Origin of the sequence: Amycolatopsis sp. WGS_07 (assembly GCF_045278895.1) — a bacterium.
Classification (GTDB): Bacteria; Actinomycetota; Actinomycetes; order Mycobacteriales; family Pseudonocardiaceae; genus Amycolatopsis.
In genome coordinates, this window is sequence record NZ_CP136053.1 from 8,870,001 (window position 1) to 8,895,612 (window position 25,612).

Here is a 25,612-nt window from a genome sequence, read left to right on the forward strand (position 1 = left end):
ACCTCGCCAGGTCGTTAGACCCCAGCCGGACCCAGGAGCGTCCCGCCGGTCGCGTCGATGACCTGCCCGGTCACCCACCGCGAGTCCGCCGAGGCCAGAAACGCGACCACATCGGCGATGTCGGCCGGTTCGGCCACCCGCCGCAGCGCGGACGCACCCGCCATGCCAGCGCGCATCCGCTCGTCGGCGAACAGGTGCGCGGTGCGGTCGGTCGGCGTCGGACCGGGCGCGACGCTGTTCACCGTGATGCCCCGCTGGCCGAGTTCCTGCGCCAGGCTGCGGCTGAACACGTCGAGCGCGCCCTTCGTCATGCTGTACGCCAGCTCGAACGGCAACGCGATGCGCGTGTCCGCGGACGAGATGTTGACGATCCGGCCGCCGTCCCGCAGCACCGGCAACAGGCGCTGCACCAAGAAAAACGGTGCCTTCACGTTCACCGCGAACACCCGGTCGAACTCCTCCGGCGTCGCGGTGGTGATCGAACCGGCGCCGGTCGCCGCGTTGTTGACCAGGATGTCGAGCGCGACTTCGCCGGTGCGTTCGCGCAGCTCAGCCGTGAGACGGTCGGCCAGCGTCGATGCGTCCTCGTCCAGCGTCGCCTGCACTGCGAACGCCTTGCCGCCCTTTGCCTCGATCGACGCGACAGTGTCCTTGGCCGCGGCTTCGTCGCTGCCGTAGTGCACGGCGACCAGTGCGCCGTCGTGGGCCAGCCGCGTCGCGATGGCCCGGCCGATGCCCTTGCTGCCGCCGGTGACCAGTGCGATCTTCATGTCTTGCTCCCCTTGCGTGGTGTGAACTTCGATGTCCACACCTTCGAGGGATGCGCTTACCGTCCGCGCACGAAGCGCTGACGGGGTCAGCCAGGCTTCAGCCGGTACCACACCTCCGGCCGCCCGACCTGCCCGTATCGTGGTTCGCGCTGCGCCAACCCGTTGTCCGCCAAGTACTCCAGGTACCGCCGCGCGGTCACCCGGGACGCTCCGATCGCGCTCGCGGCACCGCCGGCGGACAGTCCTTCGCCAGCCCCGGCGAGCGCGTCGGTGATCGCGTCCAGCGTCTCCGCGCTCATGCCCTTCGGCAACGGCGCGGCCTCGGTGGTGCGCAGTGTGCCGAGCGCGCGGTCGATCTCCGCCTGCCCGGTGACCTCGCCGGACGCCTCGCGGAACGACGCGTAGCGCTCCAGTTTGTCCCGCAGCGAGGCGAACGTGAACGGCTTCAGCAGGTACTGCACGACCCCGACCGAGACCGCCGCCTTGACCAGCGCGAGGTCGCGTGCGGACGTCACCGCGATGACGTCGATCGGCAGCCCGGCCGCGCGCAGCGAACGGCACACCGCGAGGCCGTGCGTGTCCGGCAGGTAGAAGTCCAGCAGGACCAGGTCGACCGGTTCGCGTTCGCAGAACCGCAGCGCCTCGCCGCCGGAATGCACCACCCCGGCGACCTCGAACCCGGGCAGCCGCTCGACGTACAGCCGGTGCGCCTCGGCCGCCACCGGCTCGTCCTCCACCACCAGCACCCGGATCACGCCGGCACCTCCTGCCTCGGCAACCGCACGGTGAACACCGCGCCGCCGTCCCGTCCGACGTCGATAGTGCCGCCGTAGCGCCGGACCGCCTGCACCACCAGCGCCAGCCCGAGCCCGTGCTCGTCCCCGGCCTTGGTCGACCAGCCCCGCCGGAACATCTCCCCCACCGCTTCCTCCGGCACGCCCGGCCCGTTGTCCGCGACGCGCAGCAGCAGACCGTCCTCTTCGGACCGCGCGGTGACCACCACCGCCGGACGCGCACCGGATTCCCGCACCACGGCGTCGATTCCGTTGTCGATCAGGTTGCCGAGGATCGTCACCAGATCCCGTCCGGCGACGCCGGGGCCGAGGTCGTCGATCATCGTGTCCGGCGTGATGGTGAACTCCACGCCGCGTTCGCTCGCCTCCGCGGCCTTGCCGAGCAGCAGCGCGGCCAGCACCGGTTCGGCGACCGCGGTCATCACCCGGTCGGTGAGTTCCTGCGCCAGCGCGAGTTCGGCGGTCGCGAACTCCACGGCGTCCTCGGGACGGCCCAATTCGACCAGCGAGACGACCGTGTGCAGCCGGTTGGCGGCTTCGTGCGCCTGTGACCGCAACGCTTCGGCAAGGCTGCGCGCCGTAGTCAGCTCGCCGGTGAGCGTCTGAAGTTCGGTGTGGTCGCGCAGAATCACGACAGTGCCCTGCGCGCGGCCGCCGGAGCTGACGAGCGTGGTGCTCACGACCAGCACCCGCGAGTCGGTCAGATGCAGTTCCTCGGTGCGGTTCTCCGGCGCGGTGAACGCGGCCGCCAGCTCGGGCGACAACCCCAGTTCGGCGAGCGGCTTCCCGACTGGGTCGCCGCTCAGCCCGAGCAGCGTGCGGGCGCCGTCGTTGCACAGCCCGACCCGGCCGTCCCGGTCGACCAGCAGCACACCCTCGCGGACGGAATGCAGCACCGCCTCGTGATACTCGAACAGATTGCTCAGCTCCGCGGGCGCGATCCCGCGCGTCTGCCGCCTCAGCCGGGCGCTCACCAGCCAGCCCCCGCAGGCGCCCACTAGCAATACTGCCGCCGCCACGCCGAGCAGCGGCCAGACGCGCTCCTGCAGTTCGGCCGAGATCGCCGCGATCGTGATGCCCACCGCGACGAGCGCGACCACCCGATGGTTCGCGTCGAACACCGGCACCACCACGCGCACCGACGGGCCGAGCGAGCCGGTGTAGGTCTCGGACACCACTCCGCCCCGCTGCGCCGCTTCGATGTGCCCGAGGAACCGCTGCCCGATCAGCGCCGGATTCGGGTGCGTGTAACGGATTCCTTGCGGCGACATGATCGTCACGAAGTCCACGCGCGTGTCCGCGAGCACGCGCAGCGCGTACGGCTGCAGCGTCGCGGTCGGGTCGGCTGTCGCGGCAGCCCGCGCGACGTCCGGCGCGTCCGCGATCGAATGGGCCACCGCGAGCGACTGCTCCCCGGCCCGGTCGGTCGTCGTGCGGCGGGCGTCGAGGTAGGCGATAGTGATGCCGCCGGAGACGAGCACGAGCAGGATCGCCAGCTGCAGCACCAGCAGCTGGCGGGCCAGGCTCCAGCGGCTCGTCCGGATCCGAGGTGTCGGGGGCACCCGCTCATACCAGCACACGCACGGGTCCGGCAACACTCCGGCATCGCCGCCGGGAAGTCCACACCGGACGGTCTCGCTGCGAACTCAATGAACACAACAGTGACGCCAGTCATACTGTCCCCGCATAGTGACCCGCGTTCCCCCCACCGAGCTGGAGGCAACGGTGCCTACACCGACCCCCGAGGCAGTCGCGCCCAAGCGCGACCGCACGCGTTACCTGTACCTGGCTGTGATCGCCGCCGTCGTGCTCGGCGTCGCGGTCGGGCTGCTCTGGCCGTCCGTCGGCAAGAGCCTCGCCCCGCTGGGCACCGGCTTCGTCAACCTGATCAAGATGATGATCTCGCCGATCATCTTCTGCACCATCGTGCTGGGCATCGGCTCGGTCGCGAAGGCGGCGAAGGTCGGCAAGGTCGGCATCACGGCGCTGGTCTACTTCATCGTGATGTCGACGTTCGCGCTCGCGATCGGGCTCGTCGTCGGCAACCTGTTGCACCCGGGCAGCGGCCTGCACCTCAACCCGGCCGACGTGTCCAAGGTGCACCAGCAGGCCAAGGGCGAGGGCGGCGTCGACTTCCTGCTCGGGATCATCCCGAAGACCTTCGTGTCCGCGTTCACCGAGGGCCAGGTGCTGCAGACGCTGCTCGTGGCGCTGCTGGCCGGGTTCGCGCTGCAGAAGCTCGGCAAGCGCGGCGAACCGATCCTGCGCGGCATCGAGCACATCCAGCGGCTGGTGTTCCGCATCCTGTCGATGATCATGTGGGCCGCCCCGGTGGGCGCGTTCGGCGCGATCGCCGCGGTGGTGGGCGCGACCGGCTGGGGCGCGCTGCGCAGCCTGCTGGTGATCATGCTCGGCTTCTACCTGACGTGCCTGGTGTTCGTGTTCGGCGTGCTCGGCGCGGTGCTGTGGCTCGGCGCGCGGGTCAACATCTTCAGCCTGCTGCGGTATCTCGGCCGCGAATTCCTGCTGATCCTGTCGACGTCCTCTTCGGAATCCGCGCTGCCGCGGCTGATCGCGAAGATGGAGCACCTCGGGGTCAGCAAGCCGGTCGTCGGCATCACGGTGCCCACCGGGTACTCGTTCAACCTCGACGGCACCGCGATCTACCTGACGATGGCGACGCTGTTCATCGCCACCGCGCAGGACCAGCCGCTCGCGCTCGGCGAGCAGATCACCTTGCTGCTGTTCATGATCATCGCGTCCAAGGGCGCGGCGGGCGTCAGCGGCGCCGGCATCGCGACGCTGGCCAGCGGCCTGCAGTCGCACCGGCCGGAACTCGTCGACGGCGTCGGCTTCATCCTCGGCATCGACCGGTTCATGTCCGAGGCCCGGGCGCTGACGAACTTCGCGGGCAACGCGGTCGCGACTGTCCTCATCGGATCGTGGATGAAGGAATTCGACCGCGACCGCTCGCGGCAGGTGTTCACCGGCCAGGCGCCGTTCGACGAAGCGACCTTGCTCGACGAAAAACCGGCCGAACCCGCCGCTCCGGCTCCGGCCAACGCCTGAGGCCCAGTCCGCGCCCGGGCCCCTTCCCTCCGGGTGCGGACTGTTTCGGCGCCGCAGCCGTGCGCGTCCCCCGTGCGCACGGCTGCGGCGCCTTTTATGCTCAGCAAGCAGTGCGGCCGTCGTACCCCTGCCGGGAAACCGCGATCGCCTCGCGGTGCCGCTCCGCCCAGTCGACCAGCCCGGACAACGAGTCGTACAGCTCGCGCGCCATCTCGGTGGCCTCGTACTCGACCCGCGGCGGCACCGTCGGGTAGACCGTGCGCGTCAGCAGGCCGTCGCGCTCCAGATTCCGCAGGGTGAGCGTGAGCATGCGGCGGCTGATCCCCGGCACCGAGCGTTCGAGTTCGGTGAACCGCACCGGCCCGCGCGTCGCCTCCAGCAGGATGCCGATCACCCACTTCCCGCTGATCCGGTTCACGACCTCCATCACCGTGCACACCGCGAATTTCGCCGGGTCGAAGTCCGTGGCCTCGTCGGTCACAGCGATGTTCCCCTGGGACATGAAAGTGCCTCCTTCCGCACGTCCCCATGGTCACACATGATGGGCACTGTAACAAGAGATGCCCTGGCTACGACCAGCGGAAACTCTCCCCTGTGCTGGTTCTGGAGGACTTTGTCATGCCCGAAACCGCTCGGCATCGCGGCGCCGCGCTCGCCGTGCTGTCCGCCGCCTCGCTGATGGTGGTGCTCGACAGCTCGATCGTCGCGGTCGCCCTGCCGGTGATCCAAACCGACCTCGGGTTCAGCGCGCCCGGGCTGGCCTGGGTGGTCAACGCCTACCTCGTCGCGTTCGGCGGCCTGCTCCTGCTGTCCGGCCGCCTGGGCGACCTGGCCGGCCGGCGGCGGGTGTTCCTGATCGGCGTCGTCGTATTCACCGCCGCGTCGCTGGCCGCCGGCTTGTCGCCGAACGCCACCACGCTGGTGATCGCGCGCTTCGTCCAAGGCGTCGGCGGCGCTCTGACCTCGGCGGTCGTCCTGGGAATGATCGTGACGCTCTACCCCGAACCACGCGCCCGCGTGCGCGCGATCGGCGTGTACAGCTTCACCCAAGCCGCGGGCGCGTCCATCGGCATGGTCGCCGGCGGCGCACTCACCCAGGGTCTCGACTGGCACTGGACGTTCTACATCAACCTGCCCATCGGCGTCGCCGCACTCGTCCTGACCCCGTTGGTCGTCGCCTCCGACCGCGGCCTCGGCCTGCGCACCGGCATCGACGTCCTGGGCGCGCTCCTCGTCACCGCGGGCTTGATGCTGCTGGTGCTGGGCATCGTGCAAGCCGGCGACTCCGGCTGGACCTTCCTGACCATCGGCACTCTCGCGGCGGCCGTCGTGCTGCTCTTCCTGTTCCTGCTGCGCCAAGCCCGGACGCGAACCCCGTTGCTGCCCCTGCGCTTGCTCCGCGTCCGCGCGATCAGCGGCGCGAACCTGACCATGGTCGTGATGGTCGCCGGGTTCCTGGGATTCCAGTTCGTCACCGCCCTCTATCTCCAGCAGGTCCTCGGTTTCGACGCGCTGACAACGGGTTTCGCCTTCGTCCCGACGCCGATCATGATCGGCGCGTTCTCCCTCGGCCTGGCCGACTGGCTGAACACCCGCTTCTCCCCGCGCGCGGTGCTGGTGGCCGGTTTGCTGACGACGTCGGTCGCTTTCCTGTACCTGACCCAAGTCCAGACCGACGGCGGCTACGCCCTGCACGTGCTCCCGTCGCTGATCCTGATGGGCGCCGGAGCCGGTACCGCGATCCCGGCGCTGATGGGCCTGGCCATGTCCGGCGCGACCCCCGCCGACTCCGGCGTGACGTCCGGTTTGATCACCACCACCCAGCAGGTCGGCGGTGCCCTGGGAACCGCTATCCTCGCCGCCGCAGCCGCGACCCGCACCGCCGCGCTGCTGGGCGACGGCGCTCCCGAGAAGGAAGCACTGGCCTCCGGCTTCCGAGTCGCGTACGGCTTCAGCGCCGGACTAACCGCCCTAGCCGCAATCCTCGCCGCGGTAATTCTGGGCCGACGTTCCTCCCCCGCGGCCGCCACTCCTGAACCGGTCGCTTCCTAAGCCAGATACCCGGCAAGCCCGTGGTGGCCCCGCCGCATCATCCACGCGTGATTGGCGCGGAAGAACGGCCGGGCCACCACGTCCAGCCTGCGCAGCAACGGTTTCCGCGCCCGGACGTGCTGCGTGATCTCCAACGTCGTGCCACCGGCGTCGGCGCGGATCGCCCCGGCGAGCACCCCGTCGAGGTCCCCGCTCAGCCGGACGCGCACCCGCAGCCCCTCCGCGTCCTGCTGCTCCCGATGCATCGCGACGACAATCCGATACGGCAACCGCGACCGGCAGACGATCCGCGCGGTGTCGTCGTCAACCTGACGCACCGACTGGACGTCCGGCCACCACCGCGGATACGCCTCGAGGTCGACAATCGCGTCAAACACCCGCTCCGGCAAGGCAGTCGGCAGCCACCAGACACTCCGGAACGAATACTCGACGCTCTCACGCACCCCCGTTCCCTCCTCTCCAGTGCCGATCAGCGGGAAGCGAGCTTGTCGATCTTGACTGTGGTTTTTAGGCTGGCCACGCCCCAGGTACGCCGCCGCCAGAACCCCTTCCGGAGGCTTGCCGTGCCGGTACCCGCCCGAACCGCCCTCGCGACCGCCATCCTGGCCGCGACACTCGCCAGCTGCAGCTCCCCGCCCACGCCGGCCGCTTTCACCGCGACTCTCACCTCTCCGACCAACGTCGTCCTGCACTGGCCCCGAGACCCCGCAGCGGCCGGCTACCTCCTCGAATACACCAACACCACCGACGGCCCGTGGACGGCGCTCCAGTACCTCCCGCCCGGCCAGACTTCTTATACCCACCCGGACCTGATCCCGGAAACCCCGTTCTACTACCGAATCCGCTCCTTCTCCGGCCCGGTCTCCGCGGTGGCGGGCAATCCCTCCCCCGCTCCGCCTCCCGAGGAAGCTCCCCGAACGTCAGTGCACAACCCCGACGCCGCCCCGACCCACCTCACGGCGACGCCGTCCGCGGACCAGAACCTCCACTTCAGCTGGACCGACCGCTCAACCGACGAAGCTGGCTTCCTGCTGGAGATCCGCCGCCCGGGCACGCCGGATTTCACCCCGGTCGAGTTCGCGGACCCGAACGCGACCCAGTGCGCGCTCTCCCTCCTGCCCGGAGAACAGGGCTCGGCCTTCCGGCTCCGCGCCCTGTCCTACGGCCCGCTTTCTCCGATCGTCGAACGCACGACGGGGAAGGACTGACCCGTTCCCTGCTCAACCGCAGCAGGCCCCCGAGGCCAGGTCTAGCCGGACCGGCGGCAGCCAGATCAGCCCGGACCGCACGGCTCAGCCCTGGCCGGACCGCGCGGGCGTATCCGCTCGGCATCGAGTCAAGCGAACTGCGCCAAGCGCTGCCGTTTTCACCGGCCGGAGGAGGCCGCGCAGCCTCGGCCAAGACCGCGGGGCGGGGACCCAGGCCAGCCCGATCCGAACCCGCTCACGCGCCACCGGGCCGGGCATCGCCGCAGCCGAGCCCACGCACACGCGTCACCCGGCCGGGTGCACACCCTCCCTGGGGCTGGGCCCAAGCGCGCCAACACGGCCGGACGCACTCCTCACCACAGCCCGGCCCACGCACATCAACACGGCCGGGCCCACACACCCCTCACCACAGCCACGCCCACGCACGCCAACGCGGCCGGGCCCGCGCGCGCATCAACGTGGCCGCGCCACGCCTCGCCGCATCCGGGCACACGCGCATGCGCCAAGGTCGCCGGGCCGGGCGCGCGCATCACCCTCGCCGAGCCAGGCGCACCCATCACCCTGGCCTGGCCGGGCCGCACCGGCCTGGCCGGGCCACACCGGCCTGGCGGGGTGCACCGGGCTGGGCGGGCCGCGTTGCGGCGGCCGAGCCAGCCCAGGCGCGCACATCACCGTGGCCGAACCAGCCCAGGCACGCGCGTTGCGGCGGCCGAACCAGCCCAGGCACGCGGGCAGCGGTGGCCGGGCGCCACCTGCCGAGAACCCCGCCGGGCTGCCGCTGGGTGCTGGGTCCGATCGGGGTCGTGAGCGCTAAACCCGGCGCGCACCGGCATAAACACTCACGACGCCCAAACTGCGCGATCAGGCCGGGTTGAGCACCTCCGCGAGAAACTCGCCCGTGTAGCTTCCCTTGGTGGCCGCCACCTGTTCCGGCGTTCCCTCGGCGATCACGGTGCCGCCGCCGGAGCCGCCCTCCGGGCCCATGTCCACGATCCAGTCGGACGTCTTGATCACGTCGAGGTTGTGCTCGATCACGATCACCGTGTTGCCCTTGTCCACCAGGCCGTTGATCACGCCGATCAGCTTGCTGATGTCCTCGAAGTGCAGGCCGGTGGTCGGCTCGTCGAGGATGTAGACGGTCTTGCCGGTGGAGCGCTTCTGCAGTTCGCTCGCCAGCTTCACCCGCTGGGCCTCGCCGCCGGACAGGGTCGGGGCGGGCTGGCCGAGGCGGACGTAGCCGAGGCCGACGTCGACGAGGGTCTGCAGGTGCCGGTGGATCGCCTTGATCGGCTCGAAGAACTCGGCCGCCTCCTCGATCGGCATGTCCAGCACGTCGGACACCGTCTTGCCCTTGTAGTGCACCTCGAGCGTCTCCCGGTTGTACCGGGCTCCCTTGCACACCTCGCACGGGACGTAGACGTCCGGCAGGAAGTTCATCTCGATCTTGATCGTGCCGTCGCCCGCGCACGCCTCGCAGCGGCCGCCCTTGACGTTGAACGAGAAGCGGCCCTGCTGGTACCCGCGGACCTTCGCCTCGGTGGTGGCGGCGAACAGCTTGCGCACGTGGTCCCACACGCCGGTGTAGGTGGCCGGGTTGGAGCGCGGCGTGCGGCCGATCGGCGACTGGTCGACGCGCACCAGCTTGTCGACGTTGCCGAGGCCGTTGACCCGGGTGTGGCGGCCCGGGACCTGGCGCGCGCCGTTGAGCTTGTTGGCCAGCACCTGCGCGAGGATGTCGTTGACCAGCGTCGATTTGCCCGAGCCGGACACGCCGGTGATCGACACGAGGCAGCCGAGCGGGAACGACACGTCGATGCCGCGCAGGTTGTGCTCGCGCGCGCCCACCACGGTGAGCTGCCGTTTCTTGTCGACCGGCCGCCGGATCGCCGGCACCTCGATCTGCCGCCGCCCGGACAGGTACGCGCCGGTGATCGATTCCTTGTTCTTCAGGATCTTCTTGTACGGGCCGCTGTGCACGATGTGCCCGCCGTGCTCGCCCGCGCCCGGGCCGATGTCGACCACCCAGTCGCTGGCCCGGATGGTGTCCTCGTCGTGCTCGACCACGATCAGCGTGTTGCCGAGGTTGCGCAGCCGGGTGAGCGTCTCGATCAGCCGGTGGTTGTCGCGCTGGTGCAGGCCGATCGACGGCTCGTCCAGCACGTACAGCACGCCCACCAGCCCGGATCCGATCTGCGTCGCCAGCCGGATGCGCTGCGCCTCGCCGCCGGACAGGGTGCCGGACGCGCGGTCGAGCGACAGGTAGGTGAGCCCGACGTCGAGCAGGAAGCGCAGCCGCGCCTGGATCTCCTTGAGCACCGCGCCCGCGATCATCGCCTCGCGCGGGCCGAGCACCAGCTGGTCGAGGAACTCCGACGCCTCCGCGATGGACAGCGCGCAGACCTCGGCGATCGACCGGTCGCCCTGCGTCGCGTGCTCGAGGGTGACCGCGAGGATCTCCGGCTTGAGCCGGGTGCCCTGGCAGGCCGGGCACGGCACCTCGCGCATGTAGCCCTCGTACCGCTCGCGCATGTACTCCGAGTCGGTCTGTTCGAGCCGCCGCTCCAGGAACGGGATGACGCCCTCGAAGGCCGCGTAGTACGAGCGCTGCCTGCCGTACCGGTTGCGGTAGCGGACGTGCACCTGCTCGTCGACGCCGTGCAGCACCGCCTTCTGCACCCGCGCGGGCAGCCGCCGCCACGGCGTGTCCATGCGGAACCCGACCGCCTCCGACAGCGATTCCAGCAGCCGCAGGAAGTAGTCGGCGCTCTGCCCGCCCGCCCACGGGGCGATGGCCCCCTCGGCGAGCGACAGCTCGTCGTCCGGCACCACCAGCTCCGGGTCGACCTCCTTGCGGATGCCGATGCCGGTGCACTCGGGGCACGCGCCGTAGGGCGAGTTGAACGAGAACGACCGGGGCTCGAGGTCCTCGATCGCCAGCGGGTGGCCGTTGGGGCAGGCCAGGTTCTCGGAGAAGCCGCGCACGCGGTGCGGGTCGTTCTCGTCCAGGTCGACGAAGTCGAGTTCGACCAGGCCGTCGGCCAGCCGCAGCGCCGTCTCCACCGAGTCGGTGAGCCGCTGCCGGGCGCTGGTCTTGACCGTGAGCCGGTCGATGACCACGCCGATCTGGTGCTTTTCCTGCTTCTTCAGCTTCGGCGGGTCGGTGAGCGGGTGCACCGTGCCGTCGACGACCACGCGCGCGTAGCCCTGCTGCTGCAGGTTCTGGAACAGGTCGAGGTACTCGCCCTTGCGCCCGCGCACGACCGGCGCGAGCACCTGGAACTTGGTGCCCTCGGGCATCTCCAGCACCTGGTCGACGATCTGCTGCGGCGTCTGCTTGCTGATCGCCTCGCCGCACTTCGGGCAGTGCGCCTTGCCCGCGCGGGCGTAGAGCAGCCGCAGGTAGTCGTAGACCTCGGTGATGGTGCCGACGGTCGACCGCGGGTTGCGCGAGGTCGACTTCTGGTCGATCGACACCGCGGGCGAGAGGCCCTCGATGAAGTCGACGTCCGGCTTGTCCATCTGCCCGAGGAACTGCCGGGCGTAAGCCGACAGCGACTCCACGTACCGCCGCTGCCCCTCGGCGAAGATCGTGTCGAAGGCAAGGCTCGACTTGCCCGACCCCGACAGGCCGGTGAACACGATCATGCTGTCGCGGGGCAGATCGAGATCCACGCCGCGGAGGTTGTGCTCGCGCGCTCCGCGAACAACGAGGCGATCAGCCACGCCTTCGTCCCTTCCATCGTTCTGCTCGGTGGCCCGCCGGAGATCCGGTTCCAGCGGACGCGCCCAGAGTAAGGACGACCACCGACAAAAACCGGACCGCACGTGTTCTGCCTGGGCTTTTCCGCTCTCCGGGGGCCGGGGGAAGCGGCCCGCGGCGGGGTCCGCGGACGCTGTCGGCGGCCCCGCGCGGCAGAGCGGATGCGCGGGCTGGCCCGGTTCCACGATACAGGTCGGCGACGGCTGCCCGGCCCGGGTGCACGGGCCGGGAAACCGACCGGCGAGCAGCGATTTCCGGGGAGCCGCCGCCGGGCGGCGGGCGGCCCGCTACGTTCGGGGCGTGGGGAGCGAAGACACCAGCGCCGTCCGGATCTACGCCGCGGGGAAAGGCGGCGACCGGTCCGGCCCGGGAGGCTGGGCCGCCGTACTGGCCTACGGCGACCACCGGAAGTCGATGACGGGCGGCGCTGCGGACACGACTGCGGACCGGATGGCACTGACCGCGGCGGTCGAAGCGCTCGAAAGGCTGAAAAGACCGGTCCGGGTGCACCTCTACACCGACAGCGAGTATCTCCGCACCGCGCTCGACGCGGACGGCCAGCCGTCCGACGACCTCCTCCCCCGCCTGCGCGCCAGCGCTGCCCGCCACCACATCACGTGGCGGGCGGTCGAGGAACCGTCCGTCCGCGCCCGCCTCGACGAACTCGCGACGGCGGCCCGGCCCGCCGCCCGGCCGCCCGCTCCGCCGGAAGACGACGAGTGCAGGCACGGCATGACGAAGGCCTACTGCGCCGACTGCCGGCAACTCGACGCGGGCGTGCTGCCCACCGGCTACCGCACCAAGGGCGGCAACGCCTATCACAACGACGCCGACTGCTACTGGCTGCGCCGGGGCCAGCAACGGCAGGAGCGGATGGGCCGCGAGACGCACGAGATCGTCCGGATCGCCTGGGCGTCGGTGATCCCGGGCGAACTCGAACCGTGCGAATCGTGCTGCACGCCGGAATGGCTGAGCCGGCACCGGCGCGGCTGAAGGCTCACCCGCATTGCATGACGCACCGAACCCGGTCGAACCGGCCGGCGGCGAGGTCGTCCTCGCGGATCAGCCAGTACAGAATGCCGACGTCGCCCCACATCATGCCCGCGTCGCTGTCGCTGTCGATCTGGGCGAGCAAAGCCCAGCGCAACGCTTCGTCGGCGCAGTCCGAGCCTGACGCGTCATCGGGCAGGACCGCGGCCGCGACCTCGTCCTCCGGCGGACCTTGGATCGGCCAGGAGCAGCCGCCGATCTGGTGGTACGGCGTGGTCGCCGTCTCCCTGAGCAGATCCCAGAACTCCTCCGACCAGTTGTTCGGATCGGAAAGCGGGAGCCCGTCGCGGGCGAGCGTGCGACGCAGCACCTCCTGCTGGGAGTTCGGGAAAGTGCCCGTGACTTCCGCGGACACCTCCAGCCGCGGATAGACCTGGACGCCCTCGGGCGCGGTCCGTTCCGCCGTCTCGACGCCGTCGGGCACGACCACGACCCCGCCGAGCGCCGTCAGGTCGACCGGAGCCTCGGCCTCGAACCAGTCGTCGCAATAGAAGAACAGCAACGAACCCGACTCGGGCAGCTCGATCCCGCCGGGCACCCGGGGCAGCGCCGCGCAGTCGATCGAGGCGACGAAGTTCATCGGCAGCTCGCCCCGCCACACCGGCCATTCCACGTCCGCGGGCAGTGCTGGGTTCCCGCCGAGACAGCCGACGCGCGGGCCGGTCCCGCCCGCCGCGAGCCGTACTGCTGGGCGGAACACCGTTTCCCACGCCTCGGCCACATCCGGCGGCAGGTTCTCGCGCGCCAGCTTGGCGAGCGGGTCGATCCAAGAGGTCATGCGGAGATCTTGACAGCAGGCACCGACAAAAACGGCCGCATGGCCGCCGCGCGGGTGATCCGGCTACCGTGGGGACTCGTGAACATCGCCGACACTTACACCGGACACGTCGAACCGGGCGGCGACGCCGCGCGCCGGACGCTGGACGGACTCACCATCACCAAGCTCTCCGTTGGCCCGATGGACAACAACGCGTACCTGCTCGTGTGCCGCGAGGAGAACGAAGCGCTGCTGATCGACGCGGCGAACGACCCGGAACGCATCTCCGACCTGATCGGCCACGGCCCCGACCGGCCCGCGCTGCGCACCGTCGTGACGACGCACCAGCACGCCGACCACTGGCAGGCGCTGGGCGCGGTCGCCGGAGCGAACGGCGCGAACACCGCGGCGCACCCGCTGGACGCGGAACCGCTGCCGGTCCCCCCGGACTTCCTGGTCGAACACGGCGACACCCTCAAGGTCGGCGCGGTGACGCTGGAAGTGATCCACCTGCGCGGCCACACGCCGGGGTCGATCGCGCTGCTGTACCGGGATCCGAAGGGACACGGGCACCTGTTCACCGGGGATTCGCTGTTCCCGGGCGGGGTCGGGAAGACGTCGTCGCCGGAGGACTTCACGTCGCTGCTGGATGATGTGTCGTCGCGGATTTTCGATGAACTGCCGGATGACACGTGGTTCTACCCGGGACACGGGGACGATTCGACGCTGGGCGAGCAGCGGCCGCACCTCGCGGAGTGGCGCGAACGCGGCTGGTGAGCTGACGTTTCGGAACGGGGCTGCCTGCCTTGGCGGCCCCGTTTCCGCGATTGGCATGCGGTGCCAGCCGACGCTCGCCCGCGCGGTTCGGTTTCGGCCTGGCGCGCGGGCAGGCCGGGGAACCCCCAAGCCCGCCAAGGGAATTCGGCCGCCGCGTGAATCCATTCCCGACCCGCATCGTGCGATGCCGAACGCGACTTGGACACGAGCCGCAAGCAGTCGTGCAATGGGGAGATGATCAATCACCCGCCGCGCGTCATCGCTGTCGAGGAGCATGTCGCCACCGAGCAGTTCCTCGACACCGCACACGGTCTCGACGTCTTCGAGGGCGACCGGACTGAAGTCGGCCTCATGCGCATGGTCGAAGGACCGCTGCGGTCGGCGCTCACCGACCTCGACGCGAGGATCGCTGCCATGGACGCCGCGGGTCAGGAGATGGCTGTCCTGAGCATCAACCCGCCCGGCGTCCAGCCCTACCCCGCAGCCGACGCCGTCCGCTCGCCCGTGCGGTGAACGACTCCCTCGCCAGCCTGGTGCGGCAACGCCCGGACCGGTTCGGTGCCCTCGGCACTGTCGCACCGCAGGATCCGGCCGCCGCCGCGGACGAGATCGGGCGGGTCATGGGGCCGCTCGGGCTGCACGGCATCATGATCAACTCCCACACCGAAGGCCGGTACCTCGACGAGCCGCAGTTCGCCCCGTTGCTCGAAGCGGCCGAAGCCGCGAAGGCGCCCATCTACCTGCACCCGCGGTTCCCGAGCGTCCTGGCGCCGTACGACGCGTACGGAATGCAGGCCGCGGTCTGGGGATACCAAGCCGAAGCCGGCCTGCATGCCATGCGGCTGATTCTGAGCGGAGTGTTCGACCGCTACCCAGGCCTCACGATCGTGCTCGGCCACCTCGGCGAAGGCATCCCGTACTGGCTCAAGCGCATCGACAACCGCCATGCCTTCGCCGCTCGCATCCAGGGTGCCGCGGGAGCGATGCCGAAGCTCCGGCTCACGCCGAGCGAGTACTTTCGCCGCAACTTCGTCATCACCACCAGCGGCATCGACGACCCGGCCGTCCTCGCGCTCGCCCTGGACGCGGTCGGCGAGGACAACATCCTCTTCGCCATCGACGCTCCTTACGAGGACACCGCCGACGCCATGGCCTTCCTCCGATCCGCGCCGCTGTCCGACGCGCAGCGGGCCAAGATCAGCCACCTCAACGCGGAGCGCGTCTTCACCCTTCGGTGACCGCGGGCGCGGCGCTGCCGATGTACTCGCCCAGATTCGAGACCAGGTCGGCGATGTCGGCCATGCTGTCGAACCGGCGCTGGTGCAGTGCGGCGATCTTCTTGCCCAGGTCCGGGTCCGGGTCGTCGGTGATGTCGAACGACATGAACTTGTCGACCAGCGGCAGCCCGATCCGGTCGGTGGCGAGGTGCGCGGGGTGGACCAGGTACTCCCAGTAGCCGTCGAGGTCGTCGATCACGAAGGTGGCGCCCCATTCGTACTCGCCGCCGTAGTCGCGGCCGACGACGAACGACTTCACCGACGGGACGGCCCGCCCCTGGTTGCGCAGGCTCTCCAGCGCTGCCTCGACCTGGGCGGGGTCGGTGCCGGGTTTGATGGTGAAACGGTTGCCGTGATAGATCATCGGGCTTTCCTTCCGGGCGAGTGGCCAGAGCGTTCGTTCGCTGACGGGGTCGAGATTGCCAGCGGTGCCTGGCCATTCGCGTCGGTGAAAGTCGCCTATCCGGACCGGCTGGCGCGGGAAGCTGCGTTCCCGGCCGAGGCAGGAAGATGGTGGCTGTTCTCGCCGATGAGCCCTTTGTCCAGCAATTGCTGACGCTGACCGCCGTGCTCTTGGGTGCCGCGGCCTCGTCCCACCGCGCGGTGGGACAACGAACGGCTCAGCGCTACCGCATCGCTGCCACCCGGCGGGGTGCCCTGCCGGTTGCTCTCGAAGAGGGCCTGGCCGCCCTCGCCGACGCCGAGAACGAGCGCGCGATCAAGTGGGAGACAGTGCTGCTCCTCGGTTCTAAGCAATGAGCGACGATGACTTCATCGGGCTCTACCAGGTCATCGACACCAAACGGGACGAGTCCTCCCTGCATGCCCGCGCCGATCTGGACGTGCGCAGCGATCGCCTCCCGCAACCTGATGGCGACCCGCTCTGGCTCCCCGTCGTTTTGTCCCGTACCAGCCAGGAAGATGCGGAAAATCCCAAGCCCGCCAAGGGAATTCGGCCGCAACCACGCGCGGCGCGTTGCCCAGCCGGTCTCCGGCGAGTACTCAGACGGAGGTCAACTTTCGCGGCGCGGAACTCAGGGAGCGGCATGACATCACGGCGGACGTTGCTCAGCGGAGCGGCGGGCAGTGCGGCGTTGCTGATCACCGGTTGCGCGGCGAAGCAAGCCAAAGCGGCCGTGCCGCCCGGTCAGCCTGGCACGGCTCGGGTGATGATCATCCGGCACGCCGAGAAACCGTCCGGTTCCGCTGGCCCGCAAGGGATCGACGTCAACGGCAGCCCCGATTCCCACTCCCTGACCGTCCGTGGCTGGACCCGGGCCGGGGCTCTGGTGGAACTGTTCGCCCCGGCGTCAGGCACTGTCCGTGCGGGGCTCGCCCGGCCGACCGCGGTCTACGCGGCAGGAGGCAGCGGCGGCGAGGGCACCCGGCCCCGCGAGACTGTCGCTCCGCTGGCGGAACGGCTCGGCGAAACCGTCCTCACCACCTACGCCAAGGGCAGTGAAAGCGCGCTCGCCGAGGAGGTCGCGCGGCGCACCGAACCGACGTTGATCAGCTGGCAGCACGAGGAGATTCCCGCGATCGTGGCCGCGTTCGGGGCAGTCGCGCCGCGGAAGTGGCCGGACAGTCGGTTCGACGTCGTCTGGGTGCTGACCCCGGCCGGGTCCGGCTGGACACTCGCTCAAGTGCCCCAGTTGCTCCTGGCCGGGGACAGCGCCGATCCGATCAGTTGACCCGTTCGTAAGGCAGCTTCTCCCCCGCTTCCACCGCGAACGGCAGGTGATTGCCCTCCGGCGGCAACGGGCACGTGGCGAAGTCCGTGAACGCGCACGGCAGGTTCACTGCCCGGTTGAAGTCCAGCGTCACCGTCCCGTCCGCGGCCGCTTCGCCGACCGAGAGGGAACGGTTCGCGGCATAGGTCGTCACGCCGCTGGTCTTGTCGGTGAAGAGGATGTTGTAGCCGCTGCCGGACTTTCCATTAAACGCCGTCAACGCATGCTCGACACCGTCGCGCTCGAAGATCACCCGGCCGGGTGCCGTGTAGACATGCGACAGTCCTTCCACCACCGCGCCGACAGTCGTGGGGCGGGGTTCGTCGAACGGTTCGAAGCGGCCAGTGAGGACCCACGCCGAGTCCGGTTCGTACGCGGGTACGCCGTGGAAGTCGTGCAGCACTGGGGCTTTCGGGTCGTGCACGCGGATCAGGTAGCCCGACCGGCGGGCGATCTCGATCTCCACGTCGCCGGCCGTCACCCGGGTGCCCGCACCGCTGTTCACCAGCTCGAAGCGGTGGACATCGGTCAGCAAAGCGCCTTCGTGCCGCAACTCCCCGCCATCGGGGTCGACGTAGGCGGCTTCGGCGTCCTGCCACCATCGGCCGGGCAGGCCGGGGTAGGTCCGCGGCGAGTCCTCCAGCCAGTCGAGCGACACCAGCGCCAGCCAGCCGTACGGGTCGGCCAGCGTCTTCTCCCGTTCCGCCTTCCAGTCCTGCCACGCCTGCGCGAATTCCACCGCCATGTCGGATCCCTTCCGCTCGTGTCGACGGGCACAACGCCGGGCCCGGCATGGCATTCCGGCTCCCACCACGTGAGAACGGTAAGGTCGCCCGGGTGGCGGAGCAGACGGAACAAGCCGTGGAGATCTACACCGACGGCGCGTGCAGCGGCAATCCCGGACCGGGCGGATGGGGCGCGCTGCTGCGCTACGGCAAGCACGAGCGCGAGATGTACGGCGCGGACGACACCGTCACCACCAACAACCGCATGGAGCTGATGGCTCCGATCCGCGCGCTGGAAAGCCTCACCCGCGCGTCGGTGGTGCGGATCTACACCGACAGCACGTACGTCCGCAACGGCATCCTGCAGTGGATGCCGCGCTGGAAGAAGAACGGCTGGCAGACGCAGGCGAAGCAGCCGGTCAAGAACGCCGACCTGTGGCAGCGCCTCGACACCGCCTGCGAGCGGCACGAGGTCGAGTGGCTGTGGGTCAAGGGGCACGCCGGGCTTCCGGAGAACGAGCGCGCGGACAAGCTCGCGGTGAAGGGTTCGCAGGAGGCCGCGGCGGCCGGGGTGCGCCGGGCCCGCGGCTGACCCGACATTCTGAACTGGGGGCTTCCCCGTACGCCAGTCCCTCACCGACAAGAAAATTATTCTTGACAACTCAGATGATCGGCAAGCAGGCTGGGCAGCACCCAAAGCCGAGAGGACCAAAGCCCATGCCGAAGTTCACGACCGTCGCCGAGTACGTTGCCGCTCAGCCGGAAGCGCTCCGCGAGGTCTACGCCGCCCTGCTGCCCGTGCTTGACGGCGCGATGCCGGAACCGGCCGCGCTGTACCACGGCGCGCCCACCTGGAAGGCAGGCAAGAACCCGGTCTGCCTCGCGAAGGCGTACAGCTCGTACGTGACGCTGGCGTTCTGGCGCGGTCAACTGATCGACGGCGGCGGCCTCGAACCGAGCGCCCGCGAGATGGCCCACGTGAAGCTGCGCAGCGCCGATGACGTCGACGCCAAGCAGATCGCCGCCTGGGTACAGCAGGCTCTCGCCTTGGAGACAGAATCAGCGGCGTGACCAAACCCTGCCCCTGCGGGCTCCCCGAGCCCTACTCCGCCTGCTGCGGCCGGTTCCACCGCGGCGACCAGCACGCCCCGACCGCCGAGCGGCTGATGCGGTCGCGGTACTGCGCGTTCGCCGTCGGCGAGGCCGGCTACCTGCTCGACACCTGGCATCCGGACACCCGCCCGAAGCGGCTTCGGCTCGACCCGGCACAGGAGTGGACCCGGCTGGAGATCCTCGGCAGCACCGGCGGCTCGCTGCTGCAGAACGACGGCACCGTCGAGTTCCGCGCGCACTACCGCTACCAGGGCCACGACGAGGCACAGCACGAGAACAGCCGGTTCGTCCGCGAGGACGGCCGCTGGTACTACGTCGACGCGCTCTGAACCCCGGCGGAAAATCGGGCGAAAAGCACCCGGCGAGGTCTGTTCCCGGGCGCTCCGGACGGCTACCATCACCGGCAATCGTTAAGGAACTTTACTAACAATCGCCGCCGCCAGGAGCCCGAGGAGGACCGCTCGTGACCCCACGCCGGCCAAGAATGCCCGGACGGCTGTTAGCAGTCGCCGCACTGACCGCGGCACTGATCCCCGGTGTCGCCGGGGCCGCTTCGGCCGGGCCCGAGCCCGGTCAGGCCGCGATTCCCGGTTATCTGATCCAGTCCTCGGCCAAGGTGCCCGACGACGCCTCGGTGTCGAAGCCCGGCTTCGACGCGAAGGGCTGGTACCCGGTCGGCTCGCAGTCGACGGTCTACGCGGGCCTGCTCGCCAACGGCCGCTACTCCGATCCGTTCTACTCCACGAACATGAAGAACGTGCCGGCCGCGGACTTCAAGGTGCCGTGGTGGTACCGCGCCGACATCAAGGTCGCCGATCCGTCGCAGCGCACCTACCTCGACGTCAGCGGCGTCCTGTCCAAGGCCGACGTCTGGGTCAACGGCACCCGCGTCGCGACCAAGGACGAGGTCAACGGCCCCTACACCCGGCATGACCTCGACGTGACCAAGCAGGTCCACGAGGGCGTCAACAGCGTCGCGTTCAAGGTCTACCCGAACGACCCGAACAACGACCTGTCGATGGGCTGGATCGACTGGGCGCAGACCCCGCCGGACCAGAACATGGGTCTCGCGCGCGAGGTCGTCGTCCGGCACAGCGGGCCGGTCGCGCTCCGCGGCGCGCACGTGGTCACGAAGCTGAACGTGCCCGCGCTCGACCACGCCGACCTCACGGCCAAGGCCGACGTCCGCAACGACTCCGATGCGGCGGTCCGCGCCACGGTGTCCGGCACGGTCGCGGGACGGCCGGTGAGCCAGGAAGTTTCGCTGGCCGCGCACGAGAAGAAGACGGTCTCGTTCCCGGTCGTCGGCGTCGACAAGCCGCAGGTGTGGTGGCCGGCCGGGATGGGCGGGCAGCCGATGCAGCAGCTCGACCTCACCGCGACCGTCGGCGGGACCACGTCCGACGCTAGCCATTCCAGCTTCGGCATCCGCGACGTCAAGGCTCCGCTGAACTCCAGCGGCGGGCGGCAGTACGTCGTCAACGGCAAGCCGCTGATGATCAAGGGCGGCGGCTGGTCCCCCGACCTGCTGCTGCGCTGGGACGCGGGCCGGGCGGCGGACAAGCTCGCCTACGTCAAGAACCTCGGGCTCAACACGGTGCGGCTCGAGGGCCACATCGAACCCGACGCGTTTTTCGACCTCGCGGACCGGATGGGCGTGCTGACCATGCCCGGCTGGGAATGCTGCGACAAGTGGGAAGGCCAGGTCAACGGCGACGAGAAGGGCGAGCCGTGGACCGAGGCGGACTACCCGGTCGCCAAGGCGTCGATGACCGCCGAGGCCGAGCGGCTGCGCGACCACCCGAGCGTGCTGTCCTTCCACATCGGCAGCGACTTCGCGCCCGACGCGCGGATCGAAAAAGGCTACCTCGACGCGTTGTCGGCGGCGGACTGGCCCGCGGCGGTGATCTCCGCGGCGTCGGCCAAGGCTTCGCCGAAGCTCGGCCCGTCCGGCATGAAGATGAACGGCCCGTACGACTACGTCCCGCCGAACTACTGGTACGACAAGGCGCACAAGGACGCGGGCGGCGCGTGGAACTTCAACTCCGAGACCAGCGCCGGGCCGGACATCCCGACGATGGACACGCTCAAGCGGATGATGACGCCCGCCGAGCTGGAAACGCTCTGGAAGAACCCGGCCGCGCCGCAGTACCACCGTTCCGAGTCGGAGACCTTCGCCAACCTGAAGATCTTCGGCGACGCGCTGGCCGGCCGCTACGGCAAGCCGACCGGCCTGGACGACTTCGTCCGCAAGGCACAGCTGGCGCAGTACGAGAACGTCCGCGCGGAGTTCGAATCGCACTCCCGCAACTTCACCGATTCGAAGGATCCTTCGACCGGGCTGATCTACTGGATGCTCAACAGCGGCTGGACGTCGCTGCACTGGCAGCTGTTCGACGCCTACCTCGACCAGAACGGCTCCTACTTCGGGGCCAAGAAGGCGAACGAACCGCTGCACATCCAGTACTCGTACGACACCAAATCGGCTGAGGTGGTCAACTCCACCACGAAGAAGGCGTCCGGCCTGACCGCCACCGTCGAGCTGTTCAACACCGACGGCACGAAGAAGTTCTCGAAGACCAAGAAGGACCTGTCGGTCAACGGCGGCGGCGCGCACGCGAAGGCGCTCGACATCGGTTCGGTCAGCGGGCTTTCGTCCACCTACCTGGCGAAGCTGGTGCTCACCGATTCGGCGGGCAAGGAGGTCAGCCGGAACGTGTACTGGCTGTCCACCAAGGACGACAAGCTGAACTGGAGCAAGTCGGACTGGTACTACACGCCGACCTCGTCGTATGCCGACCTGTCCGGGCTGTCGAAGCTGGGCGCGGCGAAGGTGGCCACCACGGCCACGTCGGTGCCAGGCCCGGACGGCACCACCGTCACCACGGTGAAGCTCACCAACACCTCGTCGGGCAAGACTCCGGCGTTCATGGTGGACACGCACATGGTGGACAGCACGGGCACGCCGGTGCTGCCGGTGTCCTGGTCGGACAACCAGGTCAGCCTGTGGCCGGGTGAATCGGTGACGCTCACCGCCACCTACCGCACGGCCGACCTGCACGGTTCGGCGCCGTCGGTGCGGGTCGCGGGCTGGAACACCGGCACGCAGACCGTCCGCGGCTGAGTGCCTCGTGAGTGGCAACCCCGGTTCTAACCGGGGTTGCCACTCACGACCACAACCTCCGCTGCTCCGCATCCGGATCCGACACCGTCACGCTGACGTCGTCGAACACCCGCGTCACCCGATCCCCCGGCTCGTAAGCCGCCCACCCCGGGTCCCCCGCCACCACGAACCGGACCCACGTCTCGAACATCTCCTTCGCCATCGCCCGCAGCCGCTCCGGATCCGGCCGGGCGATCGCGAACAGGAAGCGCCAGTTGGGGTTGCGGACGTCGTCGAACACGAACGGCAGGTCCACCCCGTGCGCCGCGCCGAGGCCCTTCCCGCGCGGCGCGATCCGCCAGTCCAGCCGGTACATCCACGCCGTTCCGCCCGCCGCGTGCTGGGATTCGGCGAGCCGGATCGACGGCAGCCACCAGTCCCCCGCCGTGCGGACGCGGTTCACCAGCTGATCCTCCGGCCAGTCCGGCAGCAGCTCCCGGTACGCCTCGGTCATCCGGGCGATGACGTCCGGTTCGAGCATCGTCGAGCCGGTGCCGAGCAGTTTCGCGCCGCCGGTTTGCAGCCAGGAGAACAGGTCCTGCTCGTCGGCCGTGGTTCCGGTGAGGATCCGGACCTCCCGCGCCGCGCCGTCCGCGACCGCTTCGCCGGGCCGTCGCGGCAGGAGATCCCCGTCGACCACCACGCGGTACGGCACGAGCGTGCCGAGCTGAGCCGTCACCCGTTGCTGCGCGGCCAAAATCTCCGTCACCGGCAAAGCGGCCAGGTCCGCGCCTCCCAGCTCCTCCAGCACTGCCTCGCCGACGTCCTCCGCCTCAGCCGGCGTGTGCACGACGGAGCCGACGCCGGTGCCGCTCTGCACGATCGCCTGGCTGAACAGTCCGCGCGCCGCCGGAACCGCCAGCAGCGTCCCGACAGTGCGGCCGCCGTTCGACTGCCCGGCGAGCGTGACGCGCCGCGGGTCGCCGCCGAACGCGGCCACGTTGTCACGGACCCATTCCAGCGCCAGCACCTGGTCGTGCAGCGAGAGATTCCCGTCCGAAACCCCGGGCAGCCGGAGCAGGCCGAGCACCCCGAGCCGATACCCGACGGTCACCACGACCACGCCGCTGCGGGCGTACGCGGACGCGTCGAACTGCTGCGGCGCACCCATCACTCCGCCGCCGCCGTGGATCCACACCAGCACCGGGTACGAGCCGGGCGCTTCGGGCGCGTAGACGTTGACGTACAGGCAGTCCTCGTCGCCGATGAAGCGTTTCCCGGTCACGTCGGGCTGCGGGGCTTTGGCGGCGAACTCCGTCGCGTCGCGCACCCCGGCCCAGGACGCCACCGGCACCGGCGGCCGGAACCGCAGCTCCCCCACCGGCGGTTCCGCGAACGGCACCCCCAGGAAAAGCCCGGCCCCGTCCCGCACCTCGCCGCGGACGGCACCGGCCCGCGTCTCCACCGTCGTCACGATCGCAGCCTAACGCCGGTCCCCGCGCGTGCTCCGGGGCCGCAGGGTGATGATTACGCGGTGGAAATCGCCGCGGAATTGGTGACGCTGGTCCTGACGGTCCTCCTGGTGACCGTCGTCGCGCGCCGGATGGACTGGTCGGCGCCGCTGTGCCTGGTCGCGGTCGGCGTCGGGGTGTCGTTCATCCCCGGGGTGCCGCAGTACGAACTCGATCCGGAGATCGTCCTCATCGGACTGCTGCCGCCGCTGCTGTACTCGGCGTCGATCCAGACGTCGCTGGTCGCGTTCCGCAAGCTGCGCGGGCCGATCGCGCTGCTGTCGGTCGGGCTGGTGGTGTTCACCGCGTTCGGCGTCGGGCTCGTCGCCTGGCTGGTCGTGCCCGGACTGCCGCTGGCCGCCGGGATCGCGCTGGGCGCGGTCGTCGCTCCGCCGGACGCGGTGGCGGCGAGCGTGGTCGCGCGGCGCGTCGGGATGCCGCGCAAGCTCGTCCGGCTGCTGGAAGGCGAAAGCCTCTTCAACGACGCGGCCGCGCTCGTCGCGCTGCGCACCGCGATCGCGGCGATAGCCGGTGCGGTCAGCCTCTGGCAGGTCGGTCTCGACTTCCTGCTCGCGGCCGTCGGCGGGATCGTCGTGGGCTTCCTCGTCGGGCTGATCGTGACGTACGTGCGCGCGAAGCTGGAGGACACGCTCACCGACACCGCGCTGTCGTTCGCGGTGCCCTTCGCGGCCTACCTGCTCGCGGAGGCGGTGCATGGCTCCGGCGTGCTGGCGGTGGTGGTCACCGGGCTGATCCAGGGACACCAGACACCGCGGATCCAGTCCGGGCCGTCGCGGCTGGCGAGCAGGCTGAACTGGGAGACCGTCCAGTTCCTGCTGGAGAACATGGTCTTCCTGCTGATCGGCCTGCAGGTGCGGGGAATCCTGCACGAGGTCGGCAAGAGCGGGCTGTCGTTCTGGCAGCTCGTCGGGATCTGCGCCGCGGTGCTCGCCGCGACCATCCTCACCCGGATGCTCTGGATGGCCGGCATCGGCGTGGTGAAACGCGTCCTGAACACCTTGGGCCTGGAACGCGGGAAGGTCTGGCCGTGGCGCTATTCCGCCGTGATCGCGTGGGCCGGGATGCGCGGCGTGGTCACCCTCGCGGCGGCGTTCGTGCTGCCCGCGGACACCCCGCAGCGCGCGGTGCTCGTGCTCGCCGCGTTCGTGGTGGTGGCCGGGACGCTCGTGGTGCAGGGCATGACGCTGCCGCCGCTGATCCGGCGGCTGCGGCTGCCTCGTCCGGACCCGGCGGAGGACGCGTTGCAGGAAGCCGCCGTGCTGCACGACATGACCCGGGTCGCGCTCGCGAAACTCGAAGAACTGCGGCGTCCGGAAGACCCGCCCGAGGTGATCGAACGGCTGCGCGACCGGTTGCAGGGCCGGTCCGACGCCGCGTGGGAACAGCTCGGACGGCAAAGCGCGCTCGCCGAAACCCCGAGCGACGCCTACCGTCGGCTGCGCGTCCAGCTGCTCGAAGCCGAACGCGAGCAGTTCCTGAAGGCGCGCGACGGAGGCACCGCCGACGACGCCGTGCTGCGCCGCGTCCTGGCCCGGCTCGACATCGAAGAATCCATGCTCGACCGCGACGAGGAGGAACCACCGGTGGCCGAACGCGAACTCAGCACCCCCGCCGCCACGGCCGGGTCCTGCAAGCACCTCAGCCACGAATGGCCGGACAAGGAACCCAGTTCCCCGGATTCCTGCGCCGAATGCGTCGAGGCCGGGATGACCTGGGTGCACCTGCGGATGTGCCTCAAGTGCGGCCACGTCGCCTGCTGCGATTCGTCGCCGGGCAAGCACGCGTCGCAGCACTTCCACGAAACCCTGCACCCGGTGATGCGCAGCTTCGAGCCGGGCGAGACCTGGCGATGGTGCTTCGTGGACAAGCAACTCGGTTGAGCCGACCGGTTAGGG

General features: G+C 70.0%; 24 protein-coding genes. 14 read left to right on the plus strand and 10 right to left on the minus strand.

All coding sequences use genetic code 11. From position 1 onward, the window contains the following. Positions 1–14: 14 nt before the first annotated feature. The 3 genes from RPX00_RS41655 to RPX00_RS41665 all read right to left on the minus strand — a co-directional run bounded on the left by RPX00_RS41655 (position 15) and on the right by RPX00_RS41665 (position 3,126). Positions 15–770, minus strand: coding sequence for an SDR family NAD(P)-dependent oxidoreductase (locus RPX00_RS41655; RefSeq protein ID WP_406633992.1), 756 nt, complete (start codon positions 768–770; stop codon positions 15–17). 86 nt (positions 771–856) lie between these two features. After that, entirely contained in the window at positions 857–1,525 is a 669-nt protein-coding gene (locus tag RPX00_RS41660; protein WP_378308437.1) for a response regulator, read from the minus strand. Further along, positions 1,522–3,126 (minus strand): ATP-binding protein, encoded by a 1,605-nt coding sequence (locus RPX00_RS41665; protein ID WP_406633995.1) that lies wholly within the window; start codon positions 3,124–3,126, stop codon positions 1,522–1,524. Before RPX00_RS41665 ends, RPX00_RS41660 begins: the two co-directional genes overlap by 4 nt. A gap of 163 nt (positions 3,127–3,289) precedes the next feature. On the opposite strand from RPX00_RS41665, the gene RPX00_RS41670 reads away from it, so the two are divergent. Continuing rightward, positions 3,290–4,633 carry a cation:dicarboxylate symporter family transporter gene (locus tag RPX00_RS41670; protein ID WP_406633997.1) on the plus strand — a complete coding sequence of 448 codons (1,344 nt, stop codon included), beginning with the start codon at positions 3,290–3,292 and terminating at the stop codon, positions 4,631–4,633. A gap of 100 nt (positions 4,634–4,733) precedes the next feature. Here the strand turns inward: RPX00_RS41670 and RPX00_RS41675 are convergent, their stop codons facing one another. Then, the gene (locus tag RPX00_RS41675) at positions 4,734–5,135 is read right to left on the minus strand and encodes a winged helix-turn-helix transcriptional regulator (protein ID WP_406633999.1); all 402 of its coding nucleotides are present in this window, start codon (positions 5,133–5,135) and stop codon (positions 4,734–4,736) included. A 116-nt stretch (positions 5,136–5,251) separates the two neighbouring features. Between RPX00_RS41675 and RPX00_RS41680 the strand changes: the two genes are divergently transcribed. Then, positions 5,252–6,685: an MFS transporter gene (locus tag RPX00_RS41680; protein ID WP_406634001.1), complete on the plus strand. Its 1,434-nt coding sequence runs from the start codon at positions 5,252–5,254 to the stop codon at positions 6,683–6,685. On the opposite strand, the gene RPX00_RS41685 is transcribed toward RPX00_RS41680, so the two are convergent. Then, complete coding sequence (locus RPX00_RS41685) at positions 6,682–7,128, minus strand: SRPBCC family protein (RefSeq protein WP_406634004.1); 447 nt, start codon at positions 7,126–7,128, stop codon at positions 6,682–6,684. The two genes, RPX00_RS41680 and RPX00_RS41685, sit on opposite strands and share 4 nt — an antisense overlap. 120 nt (positions 7,129–7,248) lie before the next feature. Between RPX00_RS41685 and RPX00_RS41690 the strand changes: the two genes are divergently transcribed. Next, a complete protein-coding gene (locus tag RPX00_RS41690) occupies positions 7,249–7,893 on the plus strand; it encodes a fibronectin type III domain-containing protein (RefSeq protein WP_406634006.1) in 645 nt (214 codons plus the stop codon). A gap of 861 nt (positions 7,894–8,754) precedes the next feature. Here RPX00_RS41690 and uvrA read toward each other — a convergent pair. Continuing rightward, complete coding sequence (gene uvrA / locus RPX00_RS41695) at positions 8,755–11,616, minus strand: excinuclease ABC subunit UvrA (protein ID WP_406634008.1); 2,862 nt, start codon at positions 11,614–11,616, stop codon at positions 8,755–8,757. A 337-nt stretch (positions 11,617–11,953) separates the two neighbouring features. Between uvrA and RPX00_RS41700 the strand changes: the two genes are divergently transcribed. Continuing rightward, positions 11,954–12,646, plus strand: a complete 693-nt coding sequence (locus RPX00_RS41700) for an RNase H family protein (protein WP_406634010.1) — start codon at positions 11,954–11,956, stop codon at positions 12,644–12,646. Positions 12,647–12,650: 4 nt separating this feature from the next. Here RPX00_RS41700 and RPX00_RS41705 read toward each other — a convergent pair whose 3' ends face one another. Continuing rightward, positions 12,651–13,481, minus strand: a complete 831-nt coding sequence (locus RPX00_RS41705; RefSeq protein ID WP_406634012.1) for a YwqG family protein — start codon at positions 13,479–13,481, stop codon at positions 12,651–12,653. A gap of 39 nt (positions 13,482–13,520) precedes the next feature. Here RPX00_RS41705 and RPX00_RS41710 point away from each other — a divergent pair, with 39 nt between their 5' ends. The 3 genes from RPX00_RS41710 to RPX00_RS41720 all read left to right on the plus strand — a co-directional run bounded on the left by RPX00_RS41710 (position 13,521) and on the right by RPX00_RS41720 (position 15,475). After that, on the plus strand, positions 13,521–14,237 hold the full coding sequence (locus RPX00_RS41710) for an MBL fold metallo-hydrolase (protein WP_406643266.1): 717 nt from the start codon (positions 13,521–13,523) through the stop codon (positions 14,235–14,237). Positions 14,238–14,471: 234 nt separating this feature from the next. Next, a complete protein-coding gene (locus RPX00_RS41715; protein ID WP_406634014.1) occupies positions 14,472–14,750 on the plus strand; it encodes a hypothetical protein in 279 nt (92 codons plus the stop codon). Next, positions 14,747–15,475, plus strand: a complete 729-nt coding sequence (locus RPX00_RS41720) for an amidohydrolase family protein (RefSeq protein ID WP_406634016.1) — start codon at positions 14,747–14,749, stop codon at positions 15,473–15,475. The genes RPX00_RS41715 and RPX00_RS41720 overlap by 4 nt, the downstream gene beginning before the upstream one ends. Here the strand turns inward: RPX00_RS41720 and RPX00_RS41725 are convergent. Then, on the minus strand, positions 15,462–15,878 hold the full coding sequence (locus tag RPX00_RS41725; RefSeq protein ID WP_406634018.1) for a Dabb family protein: 417 nt from the start codon (positions 15,876–15,878) through the stop codon (positions 15,462–15,464). The two genes, RPX00_RS41720 and RPX00_RS41725, sit on opposite strands and share 14 nt — an antisense overlap. Before the next feature lie 146 nt (positions 15,879–16,024). On the opposite strand from RPX00_RS41725, the gene RPX00_RS41730 reads away from it, so the two are divergent. After that, a complete protein-coding gene (locus tag RPX00_RS41730; RefSeq protein ID WP_406634020.1) occupies positions 16,025–16,273 on the plus strand; it encodes a hypothetical protein in 249 nt (82 codons plus the stop codon). Between the two features lie 287 nt (positions 16,274–16,560). Continuing rightward, positions 16,561–17,205, plus strand: coding sequence for a hypothetical protein (locus RPX00_RS41735; protein WP_406634022.1), 645 nt, complete (start codon positions 16,561–16,563; stop codon positions 17,203–17,205). Here RPX00_RS41735 and RPX00_RS41740 read toward each other — a convergent pair. Further along, positions 17,198–17,989, minus strand: coding sequence for a DUF1684 domain-containing protein (locus RPX00_RS41740; RefSeq protein ID WP_406634024.1), 792 nt, complete (start codon positions 17,987–17,989; stop codon positions 17,198–17,200). The genes RPX00_RS41735 and RPX00_RS41740 overlap by 8 nt on opposite strands. Positions 17,990–18,081: 92 nt before the next feature. Here RPX00_RS41740 and rnhA point away from each other — a divergent pair, with 92 nt between their 5' ends. The 4 genes from rnhA to RPX00_RS41760 all read left to right on the plus strand — a co-directional run bounded on the left by rnhA (position 18,082) and on the right by RPX00_RS41760 (position 22,206). Beyond that, complete coding sequence (gene rnhA / locus RPX00_RS41745; protein WP_406634026.1) at positions 18,082–18,561, plus strand: ribonuclease HI; 480 nt, start codon at positions 18,082–18,084, stop codon at positions 18,559–18,561. A gap of 125 nt (positions 18,562–18,686) precedes the next feature. Then, on the plus strand, positions 18,687–19,040 hold the full coding sequence (locus tag RPX00_RS41750) for a DUF1801 domain-containing protein (RefSeq protein ID WP_406634027.1): 354 nt from the start codon (positions 18,687–18,689) through the stop codon (positions 19,038–19,040). Further along, complete coding sequence (locus tag RPX00_RS41755) at positions 19,037–19,411, plus strand: YchJ family protein (protein ID WP_406634028.1); 375 nt, start codon at positions 19,037–19,039, stop codon at positions 19,409–19,411. Before RPX00_RS41750 ends, RPX00_RS41755 begins: the two co-directional genes overlap by 4 nt. A gap of 155 nt (positions 19,412–19,566) precedes the next feature. Next, on the plus strand, positions 19,567–22,206 hold the full coding sequence (locus RPX00_RS41760) for a glycosyl hydrolase 2 galactose-binding domain-containing protein (RefSeq protein WP_406634029.1): 2,640 nt from the start codon (positions 19,567–19,569) through the stop codon (positions 22,204–22,206). Positions 22,207–22,249: 43 nt separating this feature from the next. Here the strand turns inward: RPX00_RS41760 and RPX00_RS41765 are convergent, their stop codons facing one another. Next, entirely contained in the window at positions 22,250–23,659 is a 1,410-nt protein-coding gene (locus RPX00_RS41765; protein WP_406634031.1) for a carboxylesterase/lipase family protein, read from the minus strand. Between the two features lie 60 nt (positions 23,660–23,719). Here RPX00_RS41765 and RPX00_RS41770 point away from each other — a divergent pair, with 60 nt between their 5' ends. Beyond that, entirely contained in the window at positions 23,720–25,597 is a 1,878-nt protein-coding gene (locus RPX00_RS41770) for a Na+/H+ antiporter (protein WP_406634033.1), read from the plus strand. Positions 25,598–25,612: the final 15 nt, after the last annotated feature.

What these genes read in the sequence shown, in the direction of transcription:
- RPX00_RS41675 (WP_406633999.1), bottom strand. Translation starts at nt 5,135, where the DNA reads ATGTCCCAGGGGAACATCGCTGTGACCGACGAGGCCACGGACTTCGAC.
- RPX00_RS41725 (WP_406634018.1), bottom strand. Translation starts at nt 15,878, where the DNA reads ATGATCTATCACGGCAACCGTTTCACCATCAAACCCGGCACCGACCCC.
- RPX00_RS41655 (WP_406633992.1), bottom strand. Translation starts at nt 770, where the DNA reads ATGAAGATCGCACTGGTCACCGGCGGCAGCAAGGGCATCGGCCGGGCC.
- RPX00_RS41710 (WP_406643266.1), top strand. Translation starts at nt 13,521, where the DNA reads ATGGCCGCCGCGCGGGTGATCCGGCTACCGTGGGGACTCGTGAACATC.
- RPX00_RS41730 (WP_406634020.1), top strand. Translation starts at nt 16,025, where the DNA reads ATGGTGGCTGTTCTCGCCGATGAGCCCTTTGTCCAGCAATTGCTGACG.
- RPX00_RS41740 (WP_406634024.1), bottom strand. Translation starts at nt 17,989, where the DNA reads ATGGCGGTGGAATTCGCGCAGGCGTGGCAGGACTGGAAGGCGGAACGG.
- RPX00_RS41760 (WP_406634029.1), top strand. Translation starts at nt 19,567, where the DNA reads ATGCCCGGACGGCTGTTAGCAGTCGCCGCACTGACCGCGGCACTGATC.
- RPX00_RS41715 (WP_406634014.1), top strand. Translation starts at nt 14,472, where the DNA reads ATGATCAATCACCCGCCGCGCGTCATCGCTGTCGAGGAGCATGTCGCC.
- RPX00_RS41750 (WP_406634027.1), top strand. Translation starts at nt 18,687, where the DNA reads ATGCCGAAGTTCACGACCGTCGCCGAGTACGTTGCCGCTCAGCCGGAA.
- RPX00_RS41705 (WP_406634012.1), bottom strand. Translation starts at nt 13,481, where the DNA reads ATGACCTCTTGGATCGACCCGCTCGCCAAGCTGGCGCGCGAGAACCTG.
- RPX00_RS41680 (WP_406634001.1), top strand. Translation starts at nt 5,252, where the DNA reads ATGCCCGAAACCGCTCGGCATCGCGGCGCCGCGCTCGCCGTGCTGTCC.
- RPX00_RS41735 (WP_406634022.1), top strand. Translation starts at nt 16,561, where the DNA reads ATGACATCACGGCGGACGTTGCTCAGCGGAGCGGCGGGCAGTGCGGCG.